A 23507-nucleotide genomic window follows, 5' to 3' on the forward strand; every position below is an offset into this window, starting at 1 on the left:
GCGGAAACGGGGGCGGCAGTGGTCCGCACCGGATGCCGCGTCCCGCGCCGTACCCGGCACCCATGCCGCCGCCGCAACCCCAGCCTCAGCCGCAACCTGTAGCCGATCCTTATGGTCAGAACCCTTATGGGAGCGACCCGTATGGAGCCGACCCGTATGGAGCCGATCCATACGGAACCGATCCCTATGGCGGGCAGCAGCAGAACCCGCCGTACTACGGCTGATCAAACACTGAGGTGCGTATGGGGACTCCCATACGCACCTCTTGCTATAGCGAACTACCGGCTATAGAGCTACCAGCTGCTGTGCAGTGGCTTCCCCTCCGCGAATCCGGCGGCACTCTGCACGCCGACCACGGCGCGCTCGTGGAACTGTGCCAGGTCCTTCGCGCCGGCGTACGTGCACGAGCTGCGCACCCCGGCGATGATGGCGTCGACGAGGTCTTCCACGCCCGGCCGGTCGCGGTCCAGGTACATCCGCGAGCTGGAGATCCCCTCCTCGAACAGCGCCTTGCGCGCGCGGTCGAAGGCGGAGTCCTCGGCGGTGCGGAGGCGCACGGCGCGCGCCGAGGCCATGCCGAAGTTCTCCTTGTAGAGCCGTCCGTCGCCGTCGCGGACGGCGTCGCCCGGGGACTCGTAGGTGCCGGCGAACCAGGAGCCGATCATCACGTTCGACGCGCCGGCGGCCAGGGCCAGCGCCACGTCGCGGGGGTGGCGGACGCCGCCGTCGGCCCACACGTGCTTGCCGAGGCGGTGGGCCTCGGCGGCGCACTCGTAGACGGCCGAGAACTGCGGGCGGCCGACGCCGGTCATCATGCGCGTGGTGCACATGGCGCCGGGGCCGACGCCGACCTTGACGATGTCCGCGCCGGCCTCGATCAGGTCGCGGGTGCCCTCCGGGGACACCACGTTGCCGGCGACCAGCGGGACGCCCGGGTTCAGGGCGCGCACCGCGGTCAGGGCCTCGAACATCTTCTCCTGGTGGCCGTGCGCGGTGTCGATGACGAGCACGTCGGCGCTGGCCGCGAGCAGTTCCTTGGCGCGCGCCGCCACATCGCCGTTGATGCCGATCGCGGCGCCGACGCGAAGCCGTCCCCGGTCGTCGACCGCCGGCTTGTACAGCGCCGAGCGCAGGGCGCCCTTGCGCGTCCACAGGCCGGTGAGGCGTCCGTCGGAGTCCACGACCGGGGCCAGGCGGTGCTTGCCGTCCAGGGCGTCGAACGCGGCCTCGGCGGAGGTGCCGTCCGGGATGGTGAGCAGGTCGCGGGACATGACGTCGCTGACGTTGGTGAACCGGTCGGTGCCGGCGCAGTCGGCCTCGGTGACGATGCCGGCCGGGCGGCCGTCCCCGTCCACCACGACCAGCGCGCCGTGGGACCGCTTGGGCAGCAGCCCCAGCGCCTCGCCGACGGTGCTGGTGGGCGCGAGTGTGACCGGGGTGTCGTAGACCGGGCTGCGGTCCTTGACCCAGCCGATCACCTCGGCGACCACGTCGAGCGGGATGTCCTGCGGGATGACCGCCAGGCCGCCGCGGCGGGCGATGGTCTCGGCCATCCGGCGGCCGGCCACGGCCGTCATGTTGGCCACGACCAGCGGGATCGTGGTCCCGGTGCCGTCGGAGGAACTCAGGTCCACGGCCAGGCGGGAGCCCACCTGGGATCGGACGGGGACCATGAAAACGTCGTCGTACGTGAGGTCGTACGGAGGTGAGTACTGGTTGAGGAAACGCACGTAGTAAGACTGTATCAAAACGGTCACGGGCGCCTCCCCACCTGGTGACCGGAGTCACGGCAACAGGAGGCGCCCGGATCGCGCGCTCGGCACCTCGGCCGCGAGATACCTCGGCGCCGAGGTATCTCGGGAGCGAGGTAGCGCGGAGCCCAGTCGAGGCAGCGCGAAGGTCAGTCGAGGTAGCGCGGAGCTCAGTACACGACCACGCTGTCCCCGAGCCGGGTGTCGGCGAACAGCTTCGCCACGGCGGCGCGGTCGCGGACGTTCACGCAGCCGTGCGAGTGGTGCGCGTAGCCGTAGGTCGCGAAGTCGATGGAGAAGTGCACCGCCTCGCCGCCGCTGAAGAACATCGCGTCGGGCATCGACGTGTGGTAGATCGTCGAGATGCAGTGCTCCATCTTCAGGTAGATGTCGAACTTGCCCTTGCGGGTCGGATTGTTCTCGTCGCCGAAGCGCACGTCCATCCCGTACTGCACCTTGCCGTTCACCACCCACAGCAGGGTGTGGGTGCTCATGTCTATGCAGATCACGCGGCCGGTCTTGCAGCGCGGGTCCAGGGCGCCGGGGGTGTTGTGGCCCAGCGGCACGCCGGAGAGCCAGTTGGATCCGGTGTTCTTGGGCGGCGCGGGCGTGGTCGGCGCGGTCGGCTTGGTCGGGTGCAGGATCGGCTGCGGCTTGGTCGTCAGCTTGGGCACCGGGTTGGAGTTCCGCGCCGCCGCCCCGGCGACGGCAGGCAGGGCGGGCAGGGCAGCAGGGCTGCTCGCCGCGCCGCCGGCCGGCCGGTTGGGCACGGACGACGTCAACGTGTCCGCGGCCCCGTTCACGGCGGCGGGCGACGACGTGGCGGCCACGGCCGCCGCCTGCTGCACCGCGTCATGGGTGGAACCCTTGCCCTCGCCCGAATTCGCGGAATTCGACGCGCACCCCGTCACGCCGAGCGCCACCGCGCCGGCCACGGCGATCAAAGCGCCGCCCTTCCCCGCCCCTGAGGTCCTCATGCCCTTATCGACGCTCGGAACCGGACTCTCGTTGCCTTGGAAACGCAGTCAAAACCCAGTTGTTATGGAAGCTGCGACAGAAGCCGCCACCGGGCGGCCGACTACTACTGGATCGAGTGTCGAATAGGGGCTACTCTACGCGCCATGGGAGCTGCGGCGGACTACGACGTGCTGGTCATCGGCTCGGGCTTCGGCGGCTCGGTGACCGCCCTGCGGCTCACCGAGAAGGGCTACAAGGTCGGCGTGCTGGAGGCCGGCCGCCGGTTCGCCGACGGCGACTTCCCCAAGACCTCCTGGCGGCTGCGCTCCTTCCTGTGGGCCCCGAAGCTCGGATGTAAGGGCATCCAGCGCATCCACCGGCTCAAGGATGTCGTCGTGCTCGCCGGGGCGGGAGTCGGCGGCGGATCCCTGGTGTACGCGAACACGCTGTACGAGCCGCTGGACCCGTTCTACGACGACCCGCACTGGCGCGACGTGGCCGACTGGCGTGGAGAGCTCGCGCCGTTCTACGACCAGGCCAAGCGGATGTTGGGCGTGGTGCAGAACCCGACGATGACACCGGCGGACGTGCAGATGAAGGCCGTCGCCGAGGAGATGGGTGTCGGGGACACCTTCCACCTGACGCCGGTCGGCGTGTTCTTCGGCGACCCGGACGCGGACTCGAACGCCACGAACGCCAAGCCGGACGCCGACTTGAGTTCCAGGCCGAACACCACTGTCTCCGACCCCTTCTTCGGTGGCGCAGGCCCGGACCGCAACCCCTGTCTCCAATGCGGCGCGTGCATGACCGGCTGCCGCCACAACGCCAAGAACACCCTCGTGAAGAACTACCTCTACCTCGCCGAGAAGCTCGGCGCCGAGGTCCACCCGCTGACCACCGTCGAGAGCGTGACCCCGCTGCCGGACGGCGGCGGATACCGCGTGACGGTGTCCTCGACCGGCAAGTGGTTCGCCAAGGGCCGCCGCACACTCACCGCCGAACACGTCGTCTTCAGCGCCGGCGCCCTGGGAACCCAGCGCCTGCTGCACAAACTGGCCGGCGACGGATCGCTGCCGTCGCTGTCCCCGCGGCTGGGCGAACTGACCCGCACGAACTCCGAATCGCTCCTCGGCGCGATGGCCAAGAAGCCGCGGCAGTACGACTTCACGGAAGGCGTGGCCATCACCTCCTCCTTCCACCCCGACGAGCACACGCATATCGAGCCGGTGCGCTACGGCCGGGGCAGCGGCGCCATGGGGTTGCTGAAGACCGGACTGACCGACGGCGAGGGCCGCACCCCGCGCTGGATCAAGCTGCTCGGCATCGGCGTCAAGCACCCCTCCTGGGTCCCGCGCATGCTGCCCAGCCGCAAGTTCGCGGAGCGGTCGATCATCCTGCTGGTCATGCAGGCCCTCGACAACTCGCTGACCGTGTCCCGCAAGCGCGGCCTGTTCCGCAAGGACAAGCTCACCACCCGGCAGGGCCACGGCCTGCCGAACCCGACCTGGATCCCGGCCGGCAACGAGGCGGTCACCCGCACCGCGGCCCGGATCGACGGCATCCCCGGCGGCACCGTCGGCGACCTGTTCAACATCCCGATGACCGCGCACATCATCGGCGGCTGCGTCATAGGCCGCGACCGCGAGCACGGCGTGGTGGACCCCTACCACCGGGTGTTCGGGCACCCGGGCCTGTACGTCGCCGACGGCTCGACGGTCTCGGCGAACCTCGGCGTGAACCCCTCCCTGACCATCACGGCGATGGCCGAGCGCGCCGCAGCGTTCTGGCCGAACAAGGGCGAGAAGGACACGCGGCCCGCGATGGGGGAACCGTACAAGCGGATCCCGTATGTGCGGCCGCAGCAGCCCGCCGTTCCGGAGGCGGCGCCGGGCGCGCTACGGCTGCCGATCGTGGAGATCCGGTAGCGACCGGGTCACCGAGGAGACCCGCGCCGATCCCGTAAGGTCTCCTGCGTGGTGCGCCTCCCGGATCGACGACGACTCACCGTCCTGCTCGGCGTCTTCGCCGCCCTGAGCCTGGCCGGTTACCTCGTCATCCGCACCCTCGCGCACCCGACGATGATCGACATGGTCGTCTACCGGTTCGAGGGCCAGGCCGTCCTGCACGGCCGCGACCTCTACGGCGCCGGGGTGAACGTCGCGACGGCGGGAGGCAACCAGCTGCCCGCGACCTATCCCCCCTTCGCCGCCCTGCTCTTCGCCGCGATCAGCTGGATCCCGGTCGGCGTCCTGAAGGTCCTGGTGACCGCCGCCAACATCGCGTTGCTGGCGCTCGTGGTGCACCTGGCGGCGAAGCTCGTCGGCGGCTGGCTGGACCGGCCGACGTTCGCCGAGCGCTGGGCGCTGGTCGCCGCGATCGCCGGGCTGGGGCTGTGGTTCGAGCCGGTGTGGACCACGCTGCGCTACGGCCAGATCAACCTGGCGCTGATCGCGCTGGTCCTCTTCGACCTCACCCGGGCGCCGGGCAGCAGATGGCCGCGCGGTCTGGGCATCGGGCTGGCCACCGGCATCAAGCTGACGCCCGGCGTCTTCATCCTGTGGTTCCTGCTGGCCGGCCGGCGGCGCGAGGCGGCGGTCTCGGCGCTCAGCGCGATCGGGACCATGGCGGTCGGCTTCGTGCTGCTCCCCCACGCGTCGGTGAAGTTCTGGCTGCACAAGGTCTTCGAGACCGACAAGGTCGGCAAGACCTACATCACCGACAACCAGTCGCTGTCCGGGATGATCGCGCGGATCACGCGCATCGACGATCCCAAGGCGCTGTGGGCGGTCGCGGCGGTCGTCGTGCTCGCGGCGGGGTTGTGGGTGGCCGCGCAGAACTCGAAGCGCGGCGACGACGCGCTCGGCGCGCTGACGTGTGCCGTCACCGGCCTGCTGATCTCGCCGATCAGCTGGTCCCACCACTGGGTGTGGGCGGTTCCGGTGGCGATGTTCCTGGCCGTGCGGATGCCGAAGGCCGCGGTCGCGTGGAGCGCGGTGTTCCTGTCGTTCCTGATCTGGGCCGTCCCGCACAAGGTGGTCGGGCCCTCCCCCGACCTGAACCCGTTGCAGATGCTGCTCAGCTCGCTCTATCCGTTGGCGGGACTGGCGTTCCTGGTCTGGGCCTGGAGCGAGTCCACGCGGGCCCAGCCGGTCTCGGCCTCGTACCGGCGCAGCATCCTGGCCGGGACGCCGCCGACCACGCAGTGATCGGGGAACTCGCCGCGGACCACGCTGCCGGCCGCCACGACCACGTTGCGGCCCAGGACCGTGCCCGGCAGGATCACCGCGTTGGTGCCGATCCAGCAGCCGGGACCGACGCGCACCGGCGCCTCGCTCGGCCACTGCTTGCCGATCGGGACGTCGGGATCGTCGTAGCCGTGGTTCTGGTCGGTGATGTAGACGTTGGGACCGGTGTACACGTCGTCGCCGATGTCGATGGAGCGGTGGCCGACCACGTGGCTGCCGCGGCCCAGCACCACGCCGCTGCCGATCCGGACCAGGGTGTCCGGGCCGAGGTCCAGGCCCGGGACGAAACCGGCGGAGATGGTGACGTTGGCACCGATCAGCACGTGCGCACCGACGGATATGTAGCGCTCCCCGAAGACCGTGCCCGGCGGGAACGCCATCGTGGATCCCTCGCCGAACGCGGCGAAACGGCGGGCGGCCGGCGAGCCCGCGTGCACCTTCCCGGCCTTGGCCAGCCAGCCCCACACGCCGGCGGCCAGCCGGTTGCCCAGCGCTGACACCATGGCCGCTACGGTACCCCCTGCCTGTGATCTTCCCGCAGCGGTATCGTGCCCCATCGCGTTGCATAACTGTTCGATCACGGCCGGCAAGTGTTCAGACATCGGGTACCGGCCCCGGGCCGCGTACCTCTATCGTTCGGTTGGATCGGCAGAGGAAATCAGGGGAGGACGACAGAAATGCACGCAGTGGGGGCCGTCCTGCTGGCGGCCGCGCCGTCGGCCGAGAACATCCACGTCCCGACCCACTGGGACGCGGTCGGCCGCATCGCCATGGCCTGGGTTCTCACCTTCGCGCTGGGCTTCGAGCGGCAGGTCCGCGGCGCGATGGCCGGCGACCGGACGTTCTCGCTGCTGGGCGCGGCCACCGCGCTGATAGGCGTGCTGGCCGGCAACGGCGCCAGCACGATCCTGGCCGGTGCGGTCACCGGCATCGGCTTCATCGGCGGCGGGCTGTGCTTCCGGCAGACCGTCGAGGAGCACGAGGTGCTGCACGGCATCACGACCGCGGCGAGCATCTTCGCCTGCTCCGCGATCGGCGCCGCGTGCGGCCTGGGACTGGTGAAGGAGTCGATCGCGGCGACCGCGGCGACGCTGCTCACCCTGGAGCTGCGCCACATCCCGCTGATCCGCACGCTCGACGCGCGCCGCTGGAACGGCCTGGTGCACCACGACGAACACGTGCACTCGCCCTTCTTCCGGCGCGGCAACGCCATCCCCTCGGAGCTGATCGAGGCCCGGGTGGCGACCGCGGACACCGCGGACAGCGACGCGGTGGTGCTGATAAACCCGGTGATCGCCGCCCAGCAGGCGGCCGCGGCCACCGCCGCGACGGTCGCACCACCGGACGTGCCGGTGGTGACCGACGCCGCGCCGGCCGATGCGGGCGTACCGGCGCCGGCCGGGAAGCAGTGAGCGAGCCGGCGGATAAAACAGAGTTCTGACAAAGCTTCTGACAAACACGACGGGGCCGGACGACACGAAGTCGTCCGGCCCCTGTCATCCGTTGCGGGGAATCCCCGTTGTCCCTCAACAGATTCGGTCGGGTTTTAGAGGTTGATGCACAGAACCGGGCCGAGCAGGTCGATCTCGCACCAGGGCCACCAGTGCGGCTGGTGGACCGAGATCGGGGCACTCATCGGCACGGCGGCCGAGTGCGTGACGACGGCGGCAGGCGAGGTCGCCGCGGAGGCGGACGTGGCCGCGACGGCGCCGAAGCCGGCGAGCAGGGCGGTGGCACCCGCGGTCGCGGTGAGTTTCACGAGACGGCTCTTCATAGTCGTGCTCCTCCTCATACGGCCCGCGATGCGCGGGACACTTCAGTAGGTTCTGCAAGATCAACCCGGGGCGCGAACGGTCCTGCGCTGTTCGGTTGATCACGTTCGCGACGATCGCCGTGCTGAAGCGTTTCGCCCGGCCTGCTCCACAGGTCTGTGACCAGGGGCTTTGGACAATATGCTGATCGTCCGTGCTACCCTCGTGCTCGCCGGTGCGTAGAAGATGTCCCCGGGCCTCAACTAACGCCGTCGCGGAATACCGTTCGGCTGGAGCCGCGGCGAGCTTTCCGCCGCGAGGCGACACGCGCACCGGCGCTAAACCTTTTCACTTCTGGAATGATGGTCACCACCATCGCAATGTTCCCTTCCATTCCAGGAGCAGATCGAAGTGCATGACCGCAAGCCAGTCGAATGCTGGATGACCGACATGGACGGCGTCCTGATCCGCGAGGGACACCTGATCCCGGGCGCGGACGAGTTCATCCGCCGGCTGCGGGCCAAGGACCGGCCGTTCCTGGTGCTGACCAACAACTCCATCTACACGCCGCACGACCTGTCGGCGCGCCTGACGAACCTGGGCATCCCGCTGCCGCAGGAGCACATCTGGACCTCGGCGCTGGCCACCGCGCAGTTCCTGGACAACCAGCGGCCCAACGGGACCGCCTACGTCATAGGGGAAGCCGGGCTGACCACGGCGCTGTACGACGTCGGATACACGCTGTCCGAGGCGGATCCGGACTACGTGGTCCTGGGCGAGACCCGCGCCTACAGCATCGACGCCATCACCCGGGCCATCCGCCTGGTGACCAACGGCGCGCGCTTCATCGCCACCAACCCCGACGCCACCGGCCCGACCCCGGACGGCCCGCAGCCGGCCTGCGGCGCCGTTGCGGCGCTCATCACAAAGGCGACCGGTGTGGAGCCCTACTTCGTGGGTAAGCCCAACCCGCTGATGATGCGCGAGGGTCTGAACCAGATCAAGGCGCACTCGGAAGTGACCGCGATGATCGGTGACCGGATGGACACCGACGTGCTGTGCGGCATCGAGGCGGGTCTGGAGACCTTCCTGGTGCTGTCCGGCGTGACCCAGGCCGACGAGATCGACCGCTTCCCCTTCCGGCCCTCCCGGATCGTGAAGTCGATCGCCGACCTGGTCGACGAGGTCTGAGCAAGAGCAGGGTCCCGACGGTGAACACCTTCGTTCCCGCCGCACGTCGGCCGGAAGACAGTGGTTTGACAATGTATGAGAACAGCAGGGGCGGCGCCGGCCGGGCGGCCGCGGCATCCATGAGCGGCACGCCGGTCTTCGACGCCCTGGTCGTCGAGTTCCGGGCCAACTTCCGCACGGTGCCCGGGGATCCGTGGTCGCCGCAGCCCGTACCGCGGTTCGCCGAGCTCTCGGTGACCTCGGACCGGTTCGGGCTGCCGGCGGGCCGCGGCGGGCTCTGAGCGGCCCGGCGGCGGGGCAGGCGGCGTACTCCAGCCGGCGATCCCGCGCCCGTTCGCGGATGTCGGCCGGCCGCCGGCGCGACGGACACGGCCAGCAGGCCGCTCGGGGTGGCTGTTGTAGCTGCTGTAGCGGTTGCCGCCACCGCCGCGACGCGGGTATGACGCGGCTACTCAGTCCCCTGCGTCGCGCTGCTTCGCGTACTCGACGAACCACGCGATCAGCGCCGGGTCGTCGACCGTCCCGAGGTTCACCGCCTTCGCCGGGTCGGCCCCGGTCAGCAGGCGCTTAACCGGGATCTCCAGCCGCTTGCCGGTACGCGTGTGCGGGACGCCGGGGATCTCGACGAGTTCGTCGGGGACGTGGCGGGGCGTGAGTTCGGCGCGGATCGCGGCGGCCACGCGGGCCTTGAGTGCGTCGTCCAGGACCGCGTCGGGGGCCAGGTGGACGAACAGCGGCATCCAGTAGCCGCCGTCGGGGAGCTCGACGCCGATCACCAGCGACTCGCGGATCTCCGGCAGCTTCTCCACGACCTCGTAGATGTCCGCGGAGCCCATGCGGACACCCTGCTTGTTCAGCGTCGAGTCGGAGCGGCCGTGGATGATGACGCCGCCGCGCTCGGTGATCGTGCACCAGTCGCCGTGCCGCCAGACGCCGGGGAACACGTCGAAGTAGGCGTCGTGGTACTTGTGGCCGTCCGGGTCGTTCCAGAACTTCACCGGCATCGAGGGCGTCGGCGCGGTCAGCACCAGTTCGCCGACCTCGCCGACGTGCGGGTGCCCCTCGGGGTCCCAGGACTCCACGCGGCAGCCGAGCGCCCGGCACTGGATCTCGCCGGAGTAGACCGGCAGGAGCGGGTTGCCGGCGACAAACGCGGTGCAGACGTCGGTCCCGCCGGACAGTGAGTTCAGCCAGATGTCGGAGCCCACGGCGTCGTAGACCCAGCGGAAGCCGGTCGGGGGAAGCGGGGAGCCGGTGGAGCCGATCGCGCGCAGGGCCGACAGGTCCAGGTCACGGCCGGGGTGCAGCTCCGCCTTCTGTGAGGCCATCAGGTAGCCGGCGCTGGTGCCCAGCAAGGTCGCGCCGGTCTTCTCAGCGAGCTGCCACAGTCCGCTGACGTCCGGGTAGGCCGGGCTGCCGTCGTAGAGCACGGCGGTCGCGCCGAGCAGCAGCGAGCCCAGGACGATGTTCCACATCATCCAGCTCGTGGAGGAGTACCAGAAGAACCGGTCGCCCTCCTCGACGCCCATGTGGAAGGCGATGGCCTTGTAGTGCTCCAGCAGGATGCCGCCGTGGCCGTGGACGATGCCCTTCGGCAGGCCGGTGGTGCCGGAGGAGTAGAGGATCCAGAGCGGGTGGTCGAAGGGGACGGCTGCGAAGTCCAGCTCGGGCTGCGCGCTTGAATCTCCCTCGAGTCCGGCGACGGCCTCGGCCCAGCGGATGCTCTCCGCGCACGCCGGGCCCTCCGGGAACTGGTAGTCCACCCAGACCGTGTGCTCGACCGTCGGCAGCGCGTCGCGGCTTTCCATGCACTCGTTGCGGCGGTCGATGCGCTTGCCGCCGTAGCGGTAGCCGTCGACTCCGATGAAGACCTTCGGCTCGATCTGCGCGAAGCGGTCCAGGACGCCCTGGGTGCCGAAGTCGGGGCCGCAGGCCGACCAGACCGCGCCGAGCGAGGCGACGGCCAGCTGCGCGACGATCGCGTGCGGGGTGTTGGGCAGGAAGGCCGCGACGGTGTCGCCGACGCCGACACCCCAGGCGCGCAGCGTGGCGGCCAGTCCGGCCACCTGGCGGCGCAGCTCGGCCCAGGAGACCTCGACCGGCTCGGCGCCCTCCTCGGCGAACAGCAGGGCCGGGCGGTCGTCGGAGGCGGCGCGGAAGACGTGCTCGGCGAAGTTCAGGGTGGCGCCGGGGAACCAGCGCGCGCCGGGCATCGCGGCCTCGGGGAGGACGGCCGTGTAGGGGGTCGCGGCGTGCACGTCGAAGTACCGCCACAGGCTCTCCCAGAACTCCGCCGGATGCTCGACGGACCACTGCCAGGCGTCGGCGTAGGCCGGGAAGGGGCCGACGCCCTGCTTGGGGAGCCAGTCCAGGTACCGCTGGAGGGGCGAGCCCAGTCGCTGCGCCTCGGTCGGCGTCCAGAGGAGTTCCCCGAACGCGGCGGGCTGGTCGGCTGCGGACTGGTCAGCTGCGGACATCGTCGTCCCCCAACTTCGCGGTGGCTGCTGCGTGCCGCCGGCTTGTGGCCGTGATCACGCCTGACAAGCGTCAGATTAGCGTCCCTCGCCGGGCTCCAAGAACGACTCCTGGCACTCGACGCCCTCGGGCAGCGGCGGGAGCTCGATCCACTTCTCGGCCCACTCCGCGAGCTGCTGGAACGCCGGTTCCAGCTCCGCGCCCTTCTGGGTGAGGTGGTACTCGACGCGGACGGGGGTCTCGGGGATCACGACGCGCTCGACGAGGCCCACCTGCTCGAACTCCTTCAGGCGTTCGGACAGGAGGCGGTCGGACAGCTTGGGGACGGAGCACGCGATGTCGGTGTAGCGGGTGGAGCCGGCCAGCATGGCCCGGAGGATCGCCCCGGACCAGCGTCGCCCGATGATCTCCACCGCGGTGTGGAAGCGCGGACAGAAGGAACTCAGGTGCTCCTCGTGCTGCTTCGCGGTGTTGTCGGCCATGACCCAAGCTTACCTTCCGTAGGCGACTTGACAACCGTAAGCGCGGCCCCTACCTTCAACCTTACGAAAGGTAACCAGCTCACGCAGTGTTACCGACGTACCCCGGCGCGGACCCGTCCCGGCCCGCGTCACCCCATGTCAGACGTGTAAGACCCCCCAGAACCCAGACCCCGGGAGCTCAGAAGTGACCACCAAGATCCTCGCCTTCTCCGGCGCCCTCCGTAAGGCCTCCACGAACACCGCCCTGGTCCGCGCCGCCAAGCAGCTGGCGCCCGAGGGCGTCGAGATCGAGATCTACGACGGCATCGGCCGGCTGCCCTTCTTCGACCAGGACCTGGAGTCCGACGTCCCGGCCGCGGTCGCCGAGTTCCGCGCCAAGATCGCCGCCGCCGACGGCATCCTGATCGCCAGCCCCGAGTACAACTACTCGATCCCCGGCGTCCTGAAGAACGCCCTGGACTGGGCCTCCCGCCCCTACGGCGAGTCGGTCCTGACCGGCAAGCCGGTCGCCGTCATGGGTGCCTCCGGCAGCGGCTTCGGCACCGTCCGCGCCCAGAACCACCTCCGCGACGTCTTCCACTGGCTGGACGCGAAGGTCGTCACCAAGCCCGAGGTGCACGTCGGCAACAACTGGGAGCGCTTCGACGGCGAGGGCAACCTGGTCGACGAGACCTCGCGGAACCTGGTCGCCGGCCTCATCGCGGCGCTCGTGGTGCTGATCGAGGAGACCGAGAAGGTCAAGGCGAACGCCTGACGCTGAGGTTTTGAGGATGGGCCCTGCCGCGCTGGTGCGGCAGGGCCTTTTTGCGTGGGTTCGGAAACTTCGCCGGCGGTCAGGCTGCCGGCTACGGCCGCATCTGGATCAGCGCGTACTCGCCGCTGGTCCGCCATGCGGTGCCGGTGGCGTCGAGCTTGGCGACGGTTTCCGGGGTGAGGCCGACGGCGACGTCGGACTTCAGGGTGCGGAGGGCTGCCACTGGCGATGGGAAGTAGGCGGTCAGCTCCGCGAAGGGGGTGGTCGGGGGCCAGGCTCGGTCGCCGATGAGGCGGCGGTAGTTCAGGTCGCCCTTCAGGATGGTCAGGGTTGCGTGGGACAGGTCGGCGGTGAGGTCGGGTGGCAGGTGGCGGTATGACAGGGGTGCGCACCAGAACGCGTGGGTGCGCAGGGTGATGGTGCCGTCCGTGAGCGCGGTCCAGAGGCGCTGGCCGGTGGCGGCTGCGGTGCCGGGTGCGGTGGTGATGCGGCGGAGGACGGCGAGCACGTCGGAGCCGGTCGCGTCTGAGACGTAGTACGGCTGGGGCTTCACGTGCAGCACCACGTTGGTGGCGGCGCCGGTGGTCAGCAGGTGGTCGACGAGGATCAGGTCGGCGAGGAGTTCGCGGCCGGCGTTGTCGGCGATCAGGTGCACGGTCGCTGCGGGGGAAGCGTCGAGCAGCGCCCAGATCCGCGCGCTGTCGTCGGCCACCAGATCGGTCGCGGGTCCCTCCGGCGAGGCGGTGATCCGGAAGCCGAGGTCGGCCCGGTTGCCCCACAACGCCGCCGCCAGCAGCGCGCGCCGCTGCGAGGCGAGCGGCATCGCCGCCACCTGATCCAGCGCAGCCAGTTCCGAGGCCACGACCGGCGTCGCCAACTCGGCCTGCTTCGCCGGGCCGAACAGGTCCACGCCGTGCCACGGCCCCGGGCGGAAGTACCCGACCGCTTCCAGCAGCCTGCGGTAGAAGTACGACTCGGCCCACAGGAAGGGCGCCGACAGCCACGAGCCGCCGTACCAGCCGCGGTCCCACTCCTGCCAGAGCGCGTAGTCGTGGGCGTCGGGCAGCAGGCGCTGGATGTCGCCGGCGATCGTCTCCTCCAGCAGCGCCTCAAGCGCGTGCTGGATCTCGGCCGGGTAGGGATAGGCGTCGCGGATCTGCTTGATCAGAATCGGATGCCGCTTGTTCCACACGCCCCAGGCGAAAGACCCCGGCTGGTCCGACACGATCGCCGCCGCCGCACCGCTTGCCACCTGTGGGGCTCCTCTCGCAAGAGCGCCGGTCGGTCGACCCGGCGCTCCAGCAATGGAAACACCGAAACAGGTGCCACCGCATCACGGGCAGCACAGCACAGCGCCAGAATCTCAGCTCGGCGCCGCAGTCACCGCAGCACAGCGCCAGAATCACAGCCCGGCGCCACAGTCACCGCAGCACAGCGCTGGCATCGCAGCCCGGCGCCACAGTCACCGCAGCACAGCGCTGGCATCGCAGCCCCGGCGCCACAGCCCCAACTCAGCATCACAGCCGCAGCATCACGATCACCCCATCACACCCCCTGCGCAACCACCGCCAACCAAGGCTCCACCTCAGCCAGCGCCGCCACCCCGTACTCCGCACCGAACCGCTCCAGGAACCGCAGCCGGTCCACCTCATACTCCTGCGGCCCCATCGCCTCGACCACCACCGTCGCCAACATGCACCCCACCTGCGCGGCGCGCTCCAAGCCGAGCCCCCACGTCCGCGCGGCGAGGAAGCCCGCGCGGAACGCGTCGCCGACGCCGGTGGGATCGACCCGTGCGTCCTCCTTCGGGCACGGCACGTGCAGCTCCACCGCGTCTCCGGTCTCGACCCGGGCCCCACGCGCGCCGAGCGTCGTCACCCGGACCCCGACCTGCGCCAGGATCTCCGCCGCCGACCAGCCGGTCTTCTGCTCGATCAGCGCCGCCTCGTACTCGTTCGTGAACAGGTACGCCGCCCCGGAAATCAGCCGTCTCATCTCCTCCCCGCTCATCCGCGCGGTCTGCTGCGACGGATCCGCCGCGAACGGATACCCGCGCTCGCGGCACTCATCCGTGTGCGCGAGCATCGCCTCCGGATCGTTCGCGCCGATCAGCACCAGGTCCAGGCCGCCGGCCCGGGCGGCCAGCGGCGCCAGCGCGATCGCCCGCGCCTGGCTCATCGCGCCGGAGAAGAACGACGCGATCTGGTTCCCGTCGGCGTCGGTCGTGCACAGGAACCGCGCCGTGTGCAGCGTCGGCGAGATGTGCACCCCGGAGGTGTCGACGCCCCGGTCGGCCAGCCGGCCGCTGTGCGCCGCGTAGTCCGCCCCGGCCGCGCCGACCAGCAGCGGACGCACCCCGAGCGCGGCCAGGCCGACGCAGATGTTCGGCGCCACGCCGCCGGGCCGGATGTCGAGCGTGTCCACGAGGAAGGACAGCGACACCGCGTGCAGCTTGTCCGCGACCAGCTGGTCGGCGAACCGGCCGGGGAAGGTCATGAGGTGGTCGGTCGCGATCGAGCCCGTCACCGCCAGACCCGTTATGCGGGTTCCGGCGGTGCGGGCTCCCGTACTGCGATTCATGGTCCTGATCCCGTTCGTCGCTCACACACCTGCGGCCGCACCCGCAGCCACACCCGCCGCCGCGGCCAGGGCCTCGGCGCGGTCGGTCCGCTCCCACGTGAAGTCCGGCAGCTCCCGGCCGAAGTGGCCGTAGGCCGCGGTCGCCGAGTAGATCGGCCGCAGCAGGTCCAGGTCGCGGATGATCGCGGCCGGCCGCAGGTCGAAGACCCGCAGCACCGCCTCCTGGATCTTCACGTCCGGCACCACGCCGGTGCCGTACGTCTCCACGAACACGCCCACCGGCTCGGCCATCCCGATCGCGTACGCGACCTGCACCTCGCAGCGCCGGGCCAGGCCGGCTGCGACCACGTTCTTGGCCACCCACCGCATCGCGTACGCCGCCGACCGGTCCACCTTCGACGGGTCCTTGCCCGAGAACGCCCCGCCGCCGTGCCGGGCCATCCCGCCGTACGTGTCCACGATGATCTTCCGCCCGGTCAGCCCGGCGTCGCCCATCGGCCCGCCGACCTCGAACCGGCCGGTCGGGTTCACCAGCAGCCGGTAGCTGGACACGTCGAGCCCCGAACCCGCCAGTCCCAGGCGCGCCAGCTCCGGCTCGACCACGAACTCCCGCACGTCCGGCGTCAGCAGCCCGTCCAGATCGACGTCGGCCGCGTGCTGCGTCGACACCACCACCGTGTCCAGCCGCACCGGCTCGGACCCGCGGTACTCGACGGTGACCTGCGTCTTGCCGTCCGGCCGCAGGTACGGCAGCACGCCGTCCTTGCGCACGTCGGCCAGCCGACGCGCCAAACGGTGCGCCAGCGCGATCGGCAGCGGCATCAGCTCCGGAGTCTCGCCGCACGCGTAGCCGAACATCAGGCCCTGGTCCCCGGCGCCCTGCCAGTCCAGTTCCTCCGGAACGATCCCGTCCAGCCGGGCCTCGTACGAGCGCTCCAACCCCAGAGCGATGTCCGGGGACTGCGATCCGAGCGAGACCGACACCCCGCACGAGGAACCGTCGAAGCCCTTGGCCGAGGAGTCGTACCCGATCGCCAGGATCTTCTCCCGGACCACGGCCGTCAGGTCGGCGTAGCCCTCGGTGGCCACCTCGCCGGCGACGTGCACCTGCCCGGTGGTGATCAGCGTCTCGACCGCGACCCGCGAATTCGGGTCCTGTTTCAGCAGCTCGTCCAGGATCGCGTCACTGATCTGGTCGGCGATCTTGTCGGGGTGTCCCTCGGTCACCGACTCGGAGGTGAACAAGCGCGCGGTCATGCCGGCTCACCCGCTCTTGGTCGCGGAGAGGATGCCCTGCACCGGCAGCGCGTAGCGCGGCAGGTCGGCGGGGTCCTTCGCGAGCGTCTGGGTGACCGTGAACCCGGCCTCCTCCAGCCACGCGCGGTACGTCGACAGCCTCTGCGGCCCGCCGTACCCCATCGAGCAGCCCAGGAAGAAGCTCGGGAAGAAGTCGATGGTGTAGTTGTCGGTGTCCGCGATGTTCTCCGGGTAGATCGGCACCAGGATGTGCACCTGCCCGCCGACCGGCAGCGAGGAGTGCACGCCCTCGAAGATCCGCAGCACCTCGGCCTTGTCCCACATGTCGATGAAGTGCTTGATCAGCACCACGTCGAAGCCCTTCGGCACGCCGTCGAAGACGTCGCCGCCGATGAACGAGCAGTGCTCGGCCACGCCGGCCTCGCGGAAGTTCTTCAGGCAGTCCTCCTCCCGCTCCGGGAGGTCGAAGGTGGTGACGCGCAGCCCCGGCGAGTTCTTGTGCTGGAAGGTGTGGATCGCGCCGAGGCCGGTGTTGCCGGCCAGGTCGAGCACCTGGGCGCCGGAGGGGACGTCGATGTTCTCGAAGAACCAGGGGTCGATGCGCTGGGTCGTGGTGTTCATCGCCAAAGCCCAGGCCTCGCCGAGGTCCTTGTGCGTGGCGGCGGCCTCGTACAGCGTGCCGTCGAAGCCGTAGAACTCCTTCAGCCCGACCAGCGTGCCGGTCTGGATGCTCTCGGTCAGGTGGAACAGCTGGCGCAGGGTGACCGTCTTGATGAAGTGCATCAGGGCCATGACACCGCTGAGCTGGGCGTCGGACAGCTCGGCGAGCGCGTCGAGCCGGTAGGCGCCGGTGGTCTCGTCGTAGGCGACGAAGCCTTCCTTGATCAGCAGGAACAACAGCTGCTCGATCGCGTCCGGCTTCGCCCCGACCGCGGCGCCGAGGCCGGCCGCGGTCAGGCCGGGGGTGTCCCGGAGGGCGTCGACGACGCCGAGTTCGTAGCAGGACAGCAGGTTCATGAACCGCGTGGGTCCCACCATGTATTCACGGAACCGCGCGAGAGTGGCATCGGAGCTCAAGGAACTGATCCCTTCGGATTGTCGCAACCGGGTCAGGCGGGCTTGGTGGACGTCAGGCGGGCTTGGCGCACGTCAGGCGGGCTTGGCGGCGGTCAGGATGCCGTGCAGCGGAAGCGCGTCCGGCGGCAGCTCGGCGAGGTCCTGGGTGACGGCCCGGATATCCGTGAAGCCGCATTCGGCCAGCCAGGCGCTGAACGTCGACACCTTCTGCGGCCCGCCCTGAGCGATGGCCGCGCCGAGGAAGAACGTCGGGTAGTAGTCGACGGTCCGGGACTGCGTGAGGTCCTCGGTGTACACCGGCACCAGGATGTGGACCCGACCGCCCGGCTTCAGCGCCTCGTGGACGGCCTGCAGGATCTTCACCGCCTCCGACTTGTCGAACATGTTCAGGAAGTGCTTGACCAGCACCACGTCGAAACCCGTCGGCACACTGACGAACACGTCGCCCCCGACGAACGCGGTCTGCTCGGCGACGCCGGCCTCCCGGAAGTTCTTCAGGCACTCCGCTTCCTTCTCCGGCAGGTCGAAGGTCGTGACGTGCAGCTCGGTGGCACCGGTCAGGGTCAGCGTGTGGATCGCCCCGAGGCCGGTGTTGCCGGCCAGGTCCAGCACCCGCGATCCGGAGGGGACGTCGATGTTCTGGAAGAACCACGGGTCGATCCGCTCGGTGACCGTGTCCATCAGGCGCGACCACGACTCGCGCAGCTCGGCGTGCACCCCCATGGCCGCGTACAGGTCGCCGTCGAACCCGTACAGCTCGCGCAGCCCGACCACGGTCCCGGTCTGCACGCTCTCGGTGAGCCAGAACAGCTGGCGCAGCGTGGTGACCTTGATCTTGTCCATGAACTCCAGGACCCGGCGCAGATCCAGGTCCGTCAGCTCGGCGAGCGCGGCCAGGTGATAGCCGCCGGTGGCGGGGTCGTGGCCGATGAAGCCTTCCTTGACCGGCAGGAACAACAGCTGCTCGATCGCGTCCGGCTTCGCCCCGACCACGGCGCCCAGGTCGGCGGCGGTCAGACCGGGCAAGTCCCGCAGCGCGTCGACCACACCGAGTTCGAAGCAGGACAACAGATTCATGAACCGGGCCGGTCCCACCATGTACTCACGGAACCGGGCGAGCGTGGCTTCAGCGGACATGCACTCATCCCTCCAAGTCTGTTCCGGCCCAGCGTCGGACACCGTCCTTGGCCCGGACCCCGACGCCCGCTTGGGATCGGCTTGGCGCGCGGAGCGGGCCGGGGCAATTCCTGGCGCCAGGCAAAGGTCAAGCACCTTGACGGCGCGATGAGCTGCGCATTAATATCAGAACTCGTACATACTTCTCAGTACGGGTGGGCGCGGGTCGGCCGATCCGCGCCGGCTGCGGGGCACCGAAGAGCGCGGACAAACGCACAGCGGACGGCACACCGGATCGCCTGTGGCGATCCGTGTTTCGGGGGACTCCTCTCCGGCATCTGCCGTCGCACCGTGCGGTGCGCGCACGTCCGAGAGGAGCATCGGCATGCGGGTTCGGCTGCTGGGGCCACTCCATGTCTCCCACGCGGGCATCGCGATCACCCCCGTGGCCCGGCGACCGCAACAGATCCTCGCGCTGCTGCTGCTCAACCACGCGCAGGTCGTCCCGCTGTCCACGCTGATCGACGAACTCTGGGACGGCCACACCCCGAAGACCGCGCGCGCGGCGGTCCAGACCTATGTCTTCGAGCTCCGCAAGAAGTTCGCCCGGGCCACCGGCCGCAGTACCGACGCCGTCGGCGAGCAGATCCTGCGCACCACGCGCAACGGCTACGTCTTCGTCGCCGACCTGTCCCAGTTCGACCTGCGCGCCTTCCGCTGGCTGGAGCAGACCGGCGCGGTGGCGATGGCCGACGGCGACCTGGCCACCGCGGCCCACAACTTCCGCGCCGCGCTCGCCCTGTGGCAGGGCCCGGCGCTGGCCGACGTCGACCCCGGCCCGAGCATCCGCGCCGAGCTGGCCGGCCTGCAGCAGTCCCGGGCCATGATGCTCGGCCACCGGATCGAGCTGGAGCTGCGCGCCGGCCGGCACCGCGAGATCCTGGGCGAGCTGGCCGACCTGGCCTCCCACGACCGGTTCAACGAGGAGCTCCAGGCGCAGTTCATCATCGCGCTGTACCGCTCCGGCGAACGGACCCGCGCGCTGGAGGCGTTCCACGGCCTGCGCCGGGAGATGGTCGGCAAGTTCGGCCTGGAGCCCTCCCCCAAGCTGCAGCAGTGCTACCAGGCGGTGCTCAACTCCGAGCCGCTGCCGGACAGGATGCCGGTGCTGCCGCTGCCAGGCGAGCCCAGCGTGCCGCCACCGCCGCGCGAGCTCTCCTGGGGACCGTGGAGCACGTGGAGCACGTCAGCCTGATCGGCGGACCCGTCACCGTCCGCGGCCGCCGGATCGGCCGCCACCCGGCCCCGCAGCCGCGCGATCGACGCCGAGGGGCGCACGCCGAGGTCGTTGAGCATGTTCCGGCACAGCTCCTCGTACACCTCCAGGGCCCGGACCCGGTATCCCGACCGGTACAGGGCCAGCATCAGGCGCGCGTGCAGGTCCTCGTGGTGCGGATGGCGGACCACCAGGCGTGTCAGCTCACTGAGGATCTCGCGGTGCCGGTTCATGCTCAGCCGGGTGTCGAAGAACAGCACCAGCGTCTCCAGCCGGGCCCGGTCGAGTTCGGCGGCCGCGGCGTGCAGGAGCCGGCCGTGCTCGACGTCGGCCAGGACCGGTCCGCGCCACAGGCCCAGCGCCTCGCTCAGCACCCGGCTGGCGACCAGCGAATCGCCGGAGCTGAGCGCGGCCTGCGCCATGGACCGCAGGCGGTGGAACTCCGGCAGGTCGAACTCCGCCGTACCCAGGGCGATGCGGTAGCCGCCGTCGTGGGTCTGGAGCAGGTCCTGGGCGACGGTGTCGCGGCTGACCCCGAGGTTGCGCGCGAGTTCCTTGCGCAGCTGGAGGACGTGCGTCTGCAGGGTGGTCATGGCGCGCCGCGGCGGCGCGTCGTCCCAGAGCTCGGTGATCAGCGACTTGGCCGACACCCGGTGCGGACCGTTGATCAGCAGCAGGGCCAGCACCTGGCGCGGTTTGCCGGTCGCGTGGACCAGCTCCGCGCCGTCCCGCCGCACCGAGACCGATCCCAACACCCGGAACTCCATGTCACCGCGCATACTCAGTACGGTGCACCACGGAGTCGGCGCGCGCCACTTTGTCAGCGGGCTGAGATGTGCGCTGTCCGCCGCCGGACGGAAACCCGTGGCGGCGGTGCGGGGTCAGCGGGCCAGGACGATGGTGGTCGGCGAGGGCGTCAGGTGGAACGAGACGTCGGTGAATCCGGCCGCTTCCAGCCAGGCCGTGTAGTCGGCCCGCCGCCAGGTCCCGCCCTTGCGGCTCTTGAGCAGCATCTCCGAGGCGAAGGCGAGCGCGAAGGGCGGCCCGCCGCGGTCGTCGTCGACCACGTAGTCGCAGATGACCAGCGTGCCGCCGGGCTTGAGGGCGCCGCGCAGCTTCAGGAAGTTCGCGGCGTTGTCCTGCGGGCCTTCCTGGTGCGCGACGTGGGAGTAGACGATGACGTCGTACGCCGCGGCGGCGAGCTCGACGGTGTGGAAGTCGCCGTCGATGACGTCGAACCGGTCGGCCACCTCCGGCCCCACCAGGCGGCGCGCGATCGCGTTGATCGGCGCCCAGTCGAGCTGGGTCGCGTGCGCGACCGGGTTCGCGGCGAGCCAGGTCCCGGAGAAGATGCCGGAGCCGCCGCCGACGTCCAGGATCGAGATCGCGCCGGCGTCGGCGAGCTTCAGGATCTCCGCGGCGGTGTGCGCCACCGGCACGGACTGCGCGGCGATGGCCGGGACGACGTGCTCCCAGTGCGGGTTGTCGACGACCTCGACCATCGGCTCGGTGAGCGGCCCCCCGCCGGAGAAGACCTCGGGCAGCACCGTCATCTTGACCATCTCGCCGAGCTTGAGCCCGGCGTAGCCGACCAGGCTGGCCGGCTCGCCCTCGACCAGGAAGGCGGACGCCTCGGGGCTGTTGCGGTAGCCGTCGCGCACCTGGACCAGGCCGAGCCCGACGAGGGCGTCGAGCAGCGTCTGGGTGCCGCGCTCGGCCAGGCCGGTCTTGGCGGCCAGCGCCTCGGCGGTGTCCACGCCGGCTTCGAGATGGGTGAACACCGAATACCGCGCCGCGACGCCGAGGACCCCGGTGGCCCAGTAGCCGTTCGCGATCTCCATGATCCGGTCGGGGCGCAACTGCTCGTCGCTCACGCTGTCTCCAAGGGCTGGACGTGGTTCGGCTGGACGTGGTTGGGCCGGGAGTGGTTCGGCCGGCCGTGGTTCGGCTGTCCGTGGTTGGGCTGCCCGTGGTTGGGCTGCCCGTGGTTCGACTGGACCCGCGCCGTCGAGACCGGCGGCGTGCCTGCCACGGACCACCGGCCGACCGCCATCTCCGCCGTGATGCCGGGGCCGAACCCCGCGATCACCCCGGTGGCGCCCGGCGTCATCGACTGCTCCTCGAACAGCCGACGCAGCGCGTCGAAGACCACGGCGCTGGCGATGTTGCCGTACTCGACCAGGGTGGACCAGCTGTGCCGGAACATCTTGTCGTCGACGCCGAGGAACTTGCTCAGGTCGCCGAGGATCCGCGGACCGCCCGCGTGGATGATGTAGAAGTCGAGGTTCGCGATGTCCCAGCCGTGCGCGGTGGCCAGGCTGCTCAGCACCGGGGCGAGGGGTTCCATGGTGCCGGGCACGCGGCGGTCCAGCTGGAAGTGGAAGCCGGTCGAGCGCACCGAGTAGGAGATCCAGCTCTCGGTGTCCGGGATGAGGTAGGCGGCGTTGCGCTCCAGCCGCACCCCGACCCCGCCGCTGCCCCGGACCACGGCGGCCGCGACGGCGTCACCGAACAGCCCGTCGGACAGCAGGTTGCCGACCGCGTCGTCGGTGGGCTGGTAGCACAGCGAGCACAGCTCGCAGGAGACGATCAGCACGTTGCTGCCGGGATAGGCGGTGCAGAAGTCGTGCGCGCGGTTGATCGCGGCTCCGCCGGCCGCGCATCCCAGCTGGGCTATGGGGATCTGCCGCGTGTCGTACCGGAAGCCCATCGTGTTGATCAGCCAGGCGGTGTGCGAGGGCATCAGGAACCCGGTGCAGGACACGAAGATGATCGCGTCGATGTCCGGCGCCGTCAGCTCGGCGTTGGCCAGCGCCTCGGCGATGACCGGCGGAAGCATCCGCTTGGACTCGACCTCGAAGATGCGGTTGCGCTCCTCGAACCCGGGATGGCGCAGCGTGTCGGCGATCGGCTGGACGATGTGGCGCTTCTGCACGCCGGTGTTCCTGATCAGCCGCAGCGCCAGGCCCAGCTGCGGTTTGCCGGCGTGGGCCTGCTCGGCGAACGCGAGGGTGTCCGCCAGGGTGATGACATGTTCCGGCACGCTCACCGAAGGTTTGCAAAGCGTGGACATATGACAGCCTTCTGTCGAAGTTGTCTGCAAGGTGCTCGGACGACACCTTCGTCCATCCCGCTTGCCGTCAGCTTGGCGCGGACTGGTCTTCCCATCGGCCGTGTAACGCGATGATGTCCTGCACCGTGCGCCGCAGCTCGACGATCCGCTCCGCGCCGAGGTGCGCGGCCCATTCCTGTTCGATGCTGGTAACGATCGCCGCCGCCGCGGCCTGGCCCTGCGCACCGCGCCCGGTCAGCTTGATGATCTTCGCCCGGCGATCGCGCGGATCCGGCGCCCGCTCGACATAGCCGAGCCGTTCGAGCTCGTCGACCAGCTCGCCGATGGCCTGCTTGCTCAGCTTCGAGCGCTCCGCCAGCTCGGTCAGCCGCGAGCCCTCGGGGTCGATGAAGCGGAAGACGGAGCCGTGGCGGTAGCGGACGCCGGCGAACCCCTGCTCGGCGAGGCGGCGGTGCAGGAGCTCGACGGTGAGGTCCTTGGCCTGGGTCAGCAGGGTGGGCAGGTGCGGGCGGGGTTCGGTGG

Annotated in this window: 20 protein-coding genes and 2 pseudogenes; 7 read left to right on the top strand and 15 right to left on the bottom strand. The window is 70.2% G+C overall.

The window, feature by feature from the left end; translation table 11 throughout:
- Positions 1 to 293: 293 nt before the first annotated feature.
- Both GWK61_RS35600 and GWK61_RS35605 read right to left on the bottom strand, forming a co-directional pair.
- A complete protein-coding gene (locus GWK61_RS35600) occupies positions 294 to 1730 on the bottom strand; it encodes a GuaB1 family IMP dehydrogenase-related protein (protein WP_194916117.1) in 1437 nt (478 codons plus the stop codon).
- A gap of 191 nt (positions 1731 to 1921) precedes the next feature.
- Positions 1922 to 2728, bottom strand: coding sequence for a L,D-transpeptidase (locus GWK61_RS35605; RefSeq protein ID WP_194916101.1), 807 nt, complete (start codon positions 2726 to 2728; stop codon positions 1922 to 1924).
- Between the two features lie 144 nt (positions 2729 to 2872).
- On the opposite strand from GWK61_RS35605, the gene GWK61_RS35610 reads away from it, so the two are divergent.
- Both GWK61_RS35610 and GWK61_RS57260 read left to right on the top strand, forming a co-directional pair.
- Positions 2873 to 4633 carry a GMC oxidoreductase gene (locus GWK61_RS35610; RefSeq protein WP_194916102.1) on the top strand — a complete coding sequence of 587 codons (1761 nt, stop codon included), beginning with the start codon at positions 2873 to 2875 and terminating at the stop codon, positions 4631 to 4633.
- A 162-nt stretch (positions 4634 to 4795) separates the two neighbouring features.
- A pseudogene (locus GWK61_RS57260) lies at positions 4796 to 5599 on the top strand (glycosyltransferase 87 family protein); the annotation flags it as partial.
- Between the two features lie 194 nt (positions 5600 to 5793).
- Here the strand turns inward: GWK61_RS57260 and GWK61_RS35615 are convergent.
- Complete coding sequence (locus GWK61_RS35615) at positions 5794 to 6456, bottom strand: acyltransferase (RefSeq protein ID WP_194916103.1); 663 nt, start codon at positions 6454 to 6456, stop codon at positions 5794 to 5796.
- A gap of 174 nt (positions 6457 to 6630) precedes the next feature.
- On the opposite strand from GWK61_RS35615, the gene GWK61_RS35620 reads away from it, so the two are divergent.
- Positions 6631 to 7365, top strand: a complete 735-nt coding sequence (locus GWK61_RS35620; protein ID WP_194916104.1) for an MgtC/SapB family protein — start codon at positions 6631 to 6633, stop codon at positions 7363 to 7365.
- 134 nt (positions 7366 to 7499) lie between these two features.
- Here the strand turns inward: GWK61_RS35620 and GWK61_RS35625 are convergent, their stop codons facing one another.
- Positions 7500 to 7727, bottom strand: a complete 228-nt coding sequence (locus tag GWK61_RS35625; protein ID WP_194916105.1) for a hypothetical protein — start codon at positions 7725 to 7727, stop codon at positions 7500 to 7502.
- A 388-nt stretch (positions 7728 to 8115) separates the two neighbouring features.
- Here GWK61_RS35625 and GWK61_RS35630 point away from each other — a divergent pair, with 388 nt between their 5' ends.
- Both GWK61_RS35630 and GWK61_RS35635 read left to right on the top strand, forming a co-directional pair.
- Positions 8116 to 8895: an HAD-IIA family hydrolase gene (locus GWK61_RS35630; protein WP_194916106.1), complete on the top strand. Its 780-nt coding sequence runs from the start codon at positions 8116 to 8118 to the stop codon at positions 8893 to 8895.
- A gap of 71 nt (positions 8896 to 8966) precedes the next feature.
- Positions 8967 to 9176, top strand: a complete 210-nt coding sequence (locus tag GWK61_RS35635) for a hypothetical protein (protein ID WP_194916107.1) — start codon at positions 8967 to 8969, stop codon at positions 9174 to 9176.
- A 171-nt stretch (positions 9177 to 9347) separates the two neighbouring features.
- On the opposite strand, the gene GWK61_RS35640 is transcribed toward GWK61_RS35635, so the two are convergent.
- Both GWK61_RS35640 and GWK61_RS35645 read right to left on the bottom strand, forming a co-directional pair.
- Positions 9348 to 11372 carry an acetoacetate--CoA ligase gene (locus GWK61_RS35640; RefSeq protein WP_194916108.1) on the bottom strand — a complete coding sequence of 675 codons (2025 nt, stop codon included), beginning with the start codon at positions 11370 to 11372 and terminating at the stop codon, positions 9348 to 9350.
- A 75-nt stretch (positions 11373 to 11447) separates the two neighbouring features.
- Positions 11448 to 11852 (bottom strand): winged helix-turn-helix transcriptional regulator, encoded by a 405-nt coding sequence (locus GWK61_RS35645; RefSeq protein ID WP_194916109.1) that lies wholly within the window; start codon positions 11850 to 11852, stop codon positions 11448 to 11450.
- Positions 11853 to 12036: 184 nt separating this feature from the next.
- On the opposite strand from GWK61_RS35645, the gene GWK61_RS35650 reads away from it, so the two are divergent.
- A complete protein-coding gene (locus GWK61_RS35650; protein WP_194916110.1) occupies positions 12037 to 12606 on the top strand; it encodes an NADPH-dependent FMN reductase in 570 nt (189 codons plus the stop codon).
- A gap of 91 nt (positions 12607 to 12697) precedes the next feature.
- Here GWK61_RS35650 and GWK61_RS35655 read toward each other — a convergent pair whose 3' ends face one another.
- The 5 genes from GWK61_RS35655 to GWK61_RS35675 all read right to left on the bottom strand — a co-directional run bounded on the left by GWK61_RS35655 (position 12698) and on the right by GWK61_RS35675 (position 18657).
- The gene (locus GWK61_RS35655; RefSeq protein WP_194916111.1) at positions 12698 to 13858 is read right to left on the bottom strand and encodes a damage-control phosphatase ARMT1 family protein; all 1161 of its coding nucleotides are present in this window, start codon (positions 13856 to 13858) and stop codon (positions 12698 to 12700) included.
- A 293-nt stretch (positions 13859 to 14151) separates the two neighbouring features.
- Positions 14152 to 15186, bottom strand: coding sequence for a carbohydrate kinase family protein (locus GWK61_RS35660; RefSeq protein ID WP_194916112.1), 1035 nt, complete (start codon positions 15184 to 15186; stop codon positions 14152 to 14154).
- A 21-nt stretch (positions 15187 to 15207) separates the two neighbouring features.
- Positions 15208 to 16443, bottom strand: coding sequence for a methionine adenosyltransferase (metK, locus tag GWK61_RS35665; RefSeq protein ID WP_194916113.1), 1236 nt, complete (start codon positions 16441 to 16443; stop codon positions 15208 to 15210).
- Between the two features lie 6 nt (positions 16444 to 16449).
- Positions 16450 to 17481: a methyltransferase gene (locus GWK61_RS35670; protein ID WP_194916114.1), complete on the bottom strand. Its 1032-nt coding sequence runs from the start codon at positions 17479 to 17481 to the stop codon at positions 16450 to 16452.
- Between the two features lie 111 nt (positions 17482 to 17592).
- Complete coding sequence (locus GWK61_RS35675; RefSeq protein WP_228563487.1) at positions 17593 to 18657, bottom strand: methyltransferase; 1065 nt, start codon at positions 18655 to 18657, stop codon at positions 17593 to 17595.
- Between the two features lie 364 nt (positions 18658 to 19021).
- Between GWK61_RS35675 and GWK61_RS57265 the strand changes: the two genes are divergently transcribed.
- Complete coding sequence (locus GWK61_RS57265) at positions 19022 to 19891, top strand: AfsR/SARP family transcriptional regulator (protein ID WP_228563488.1); 870 nt, start codon at positions 19022 to 19024, stop codon at positions 19889 to 19891.
- Positions 19892 to 19947: 56 nt separating this feature from the next.
- Here GWK61_RS57265 and GWK61_RS35685 read toward each other — a convergent pair.
- From GWK61_RS35685 to GWK61_RS35700, 4 genes and pseudogenes are all read right to left on the bottom strand, one after another.
- Positions 19948 to 20691: pseudogene (locus GWK61_RS35685) on the bottom strand (AfsR/SARP family transcriptional regulator); the annotation flags it as partial.
- 102 nt (positions 20692 to 20793) lie between these two features.
- On the bottom strand, positions 20794 to 21786 hold the full coding sequence (locus GWK61_RS35690; protein WP_323747907.1) for a methyltransferase: 993 nt from the start codon (positions 21784 to 21786) through the stop codon (positions 20794 to 20796).
- On the bottom strand, positions 21783 to 22985 hold the full coding sequence (locus GWK61_RS35695; RefSeq protein WP_194916116.1) for a type III polyketide synthase: 1203 nt from the start codon (positions 22983 to 22985) through the stop codon (positions 21783 to 21785). Before GWK61_RS35695 ends, GWK61_RS35690 begins: the two co-directional genes overlap by 4 nt.
- Before the next feature lie 67 nt (positions 22986 to 23052).
- A partial coding sequence (locus GWK61_RS35700) for a MarR family winged helix-turn-helix transcriptional regulator (protein ID WP_228563489.1) occupies positions 23053 to 23507 on the bottom strand: 455 nt, incomplete at its 5' end.

This window comes from Catenulispora rubra (genome assembly GCF_015356825.1).
In the GTDB taxonomy this organism is placed as follows: Bacteria; Actinomycetota; Actinomycetes; order Streptomycetales; family Catenulisporaceae; genus Catenulispora; species Catenulispora rubra.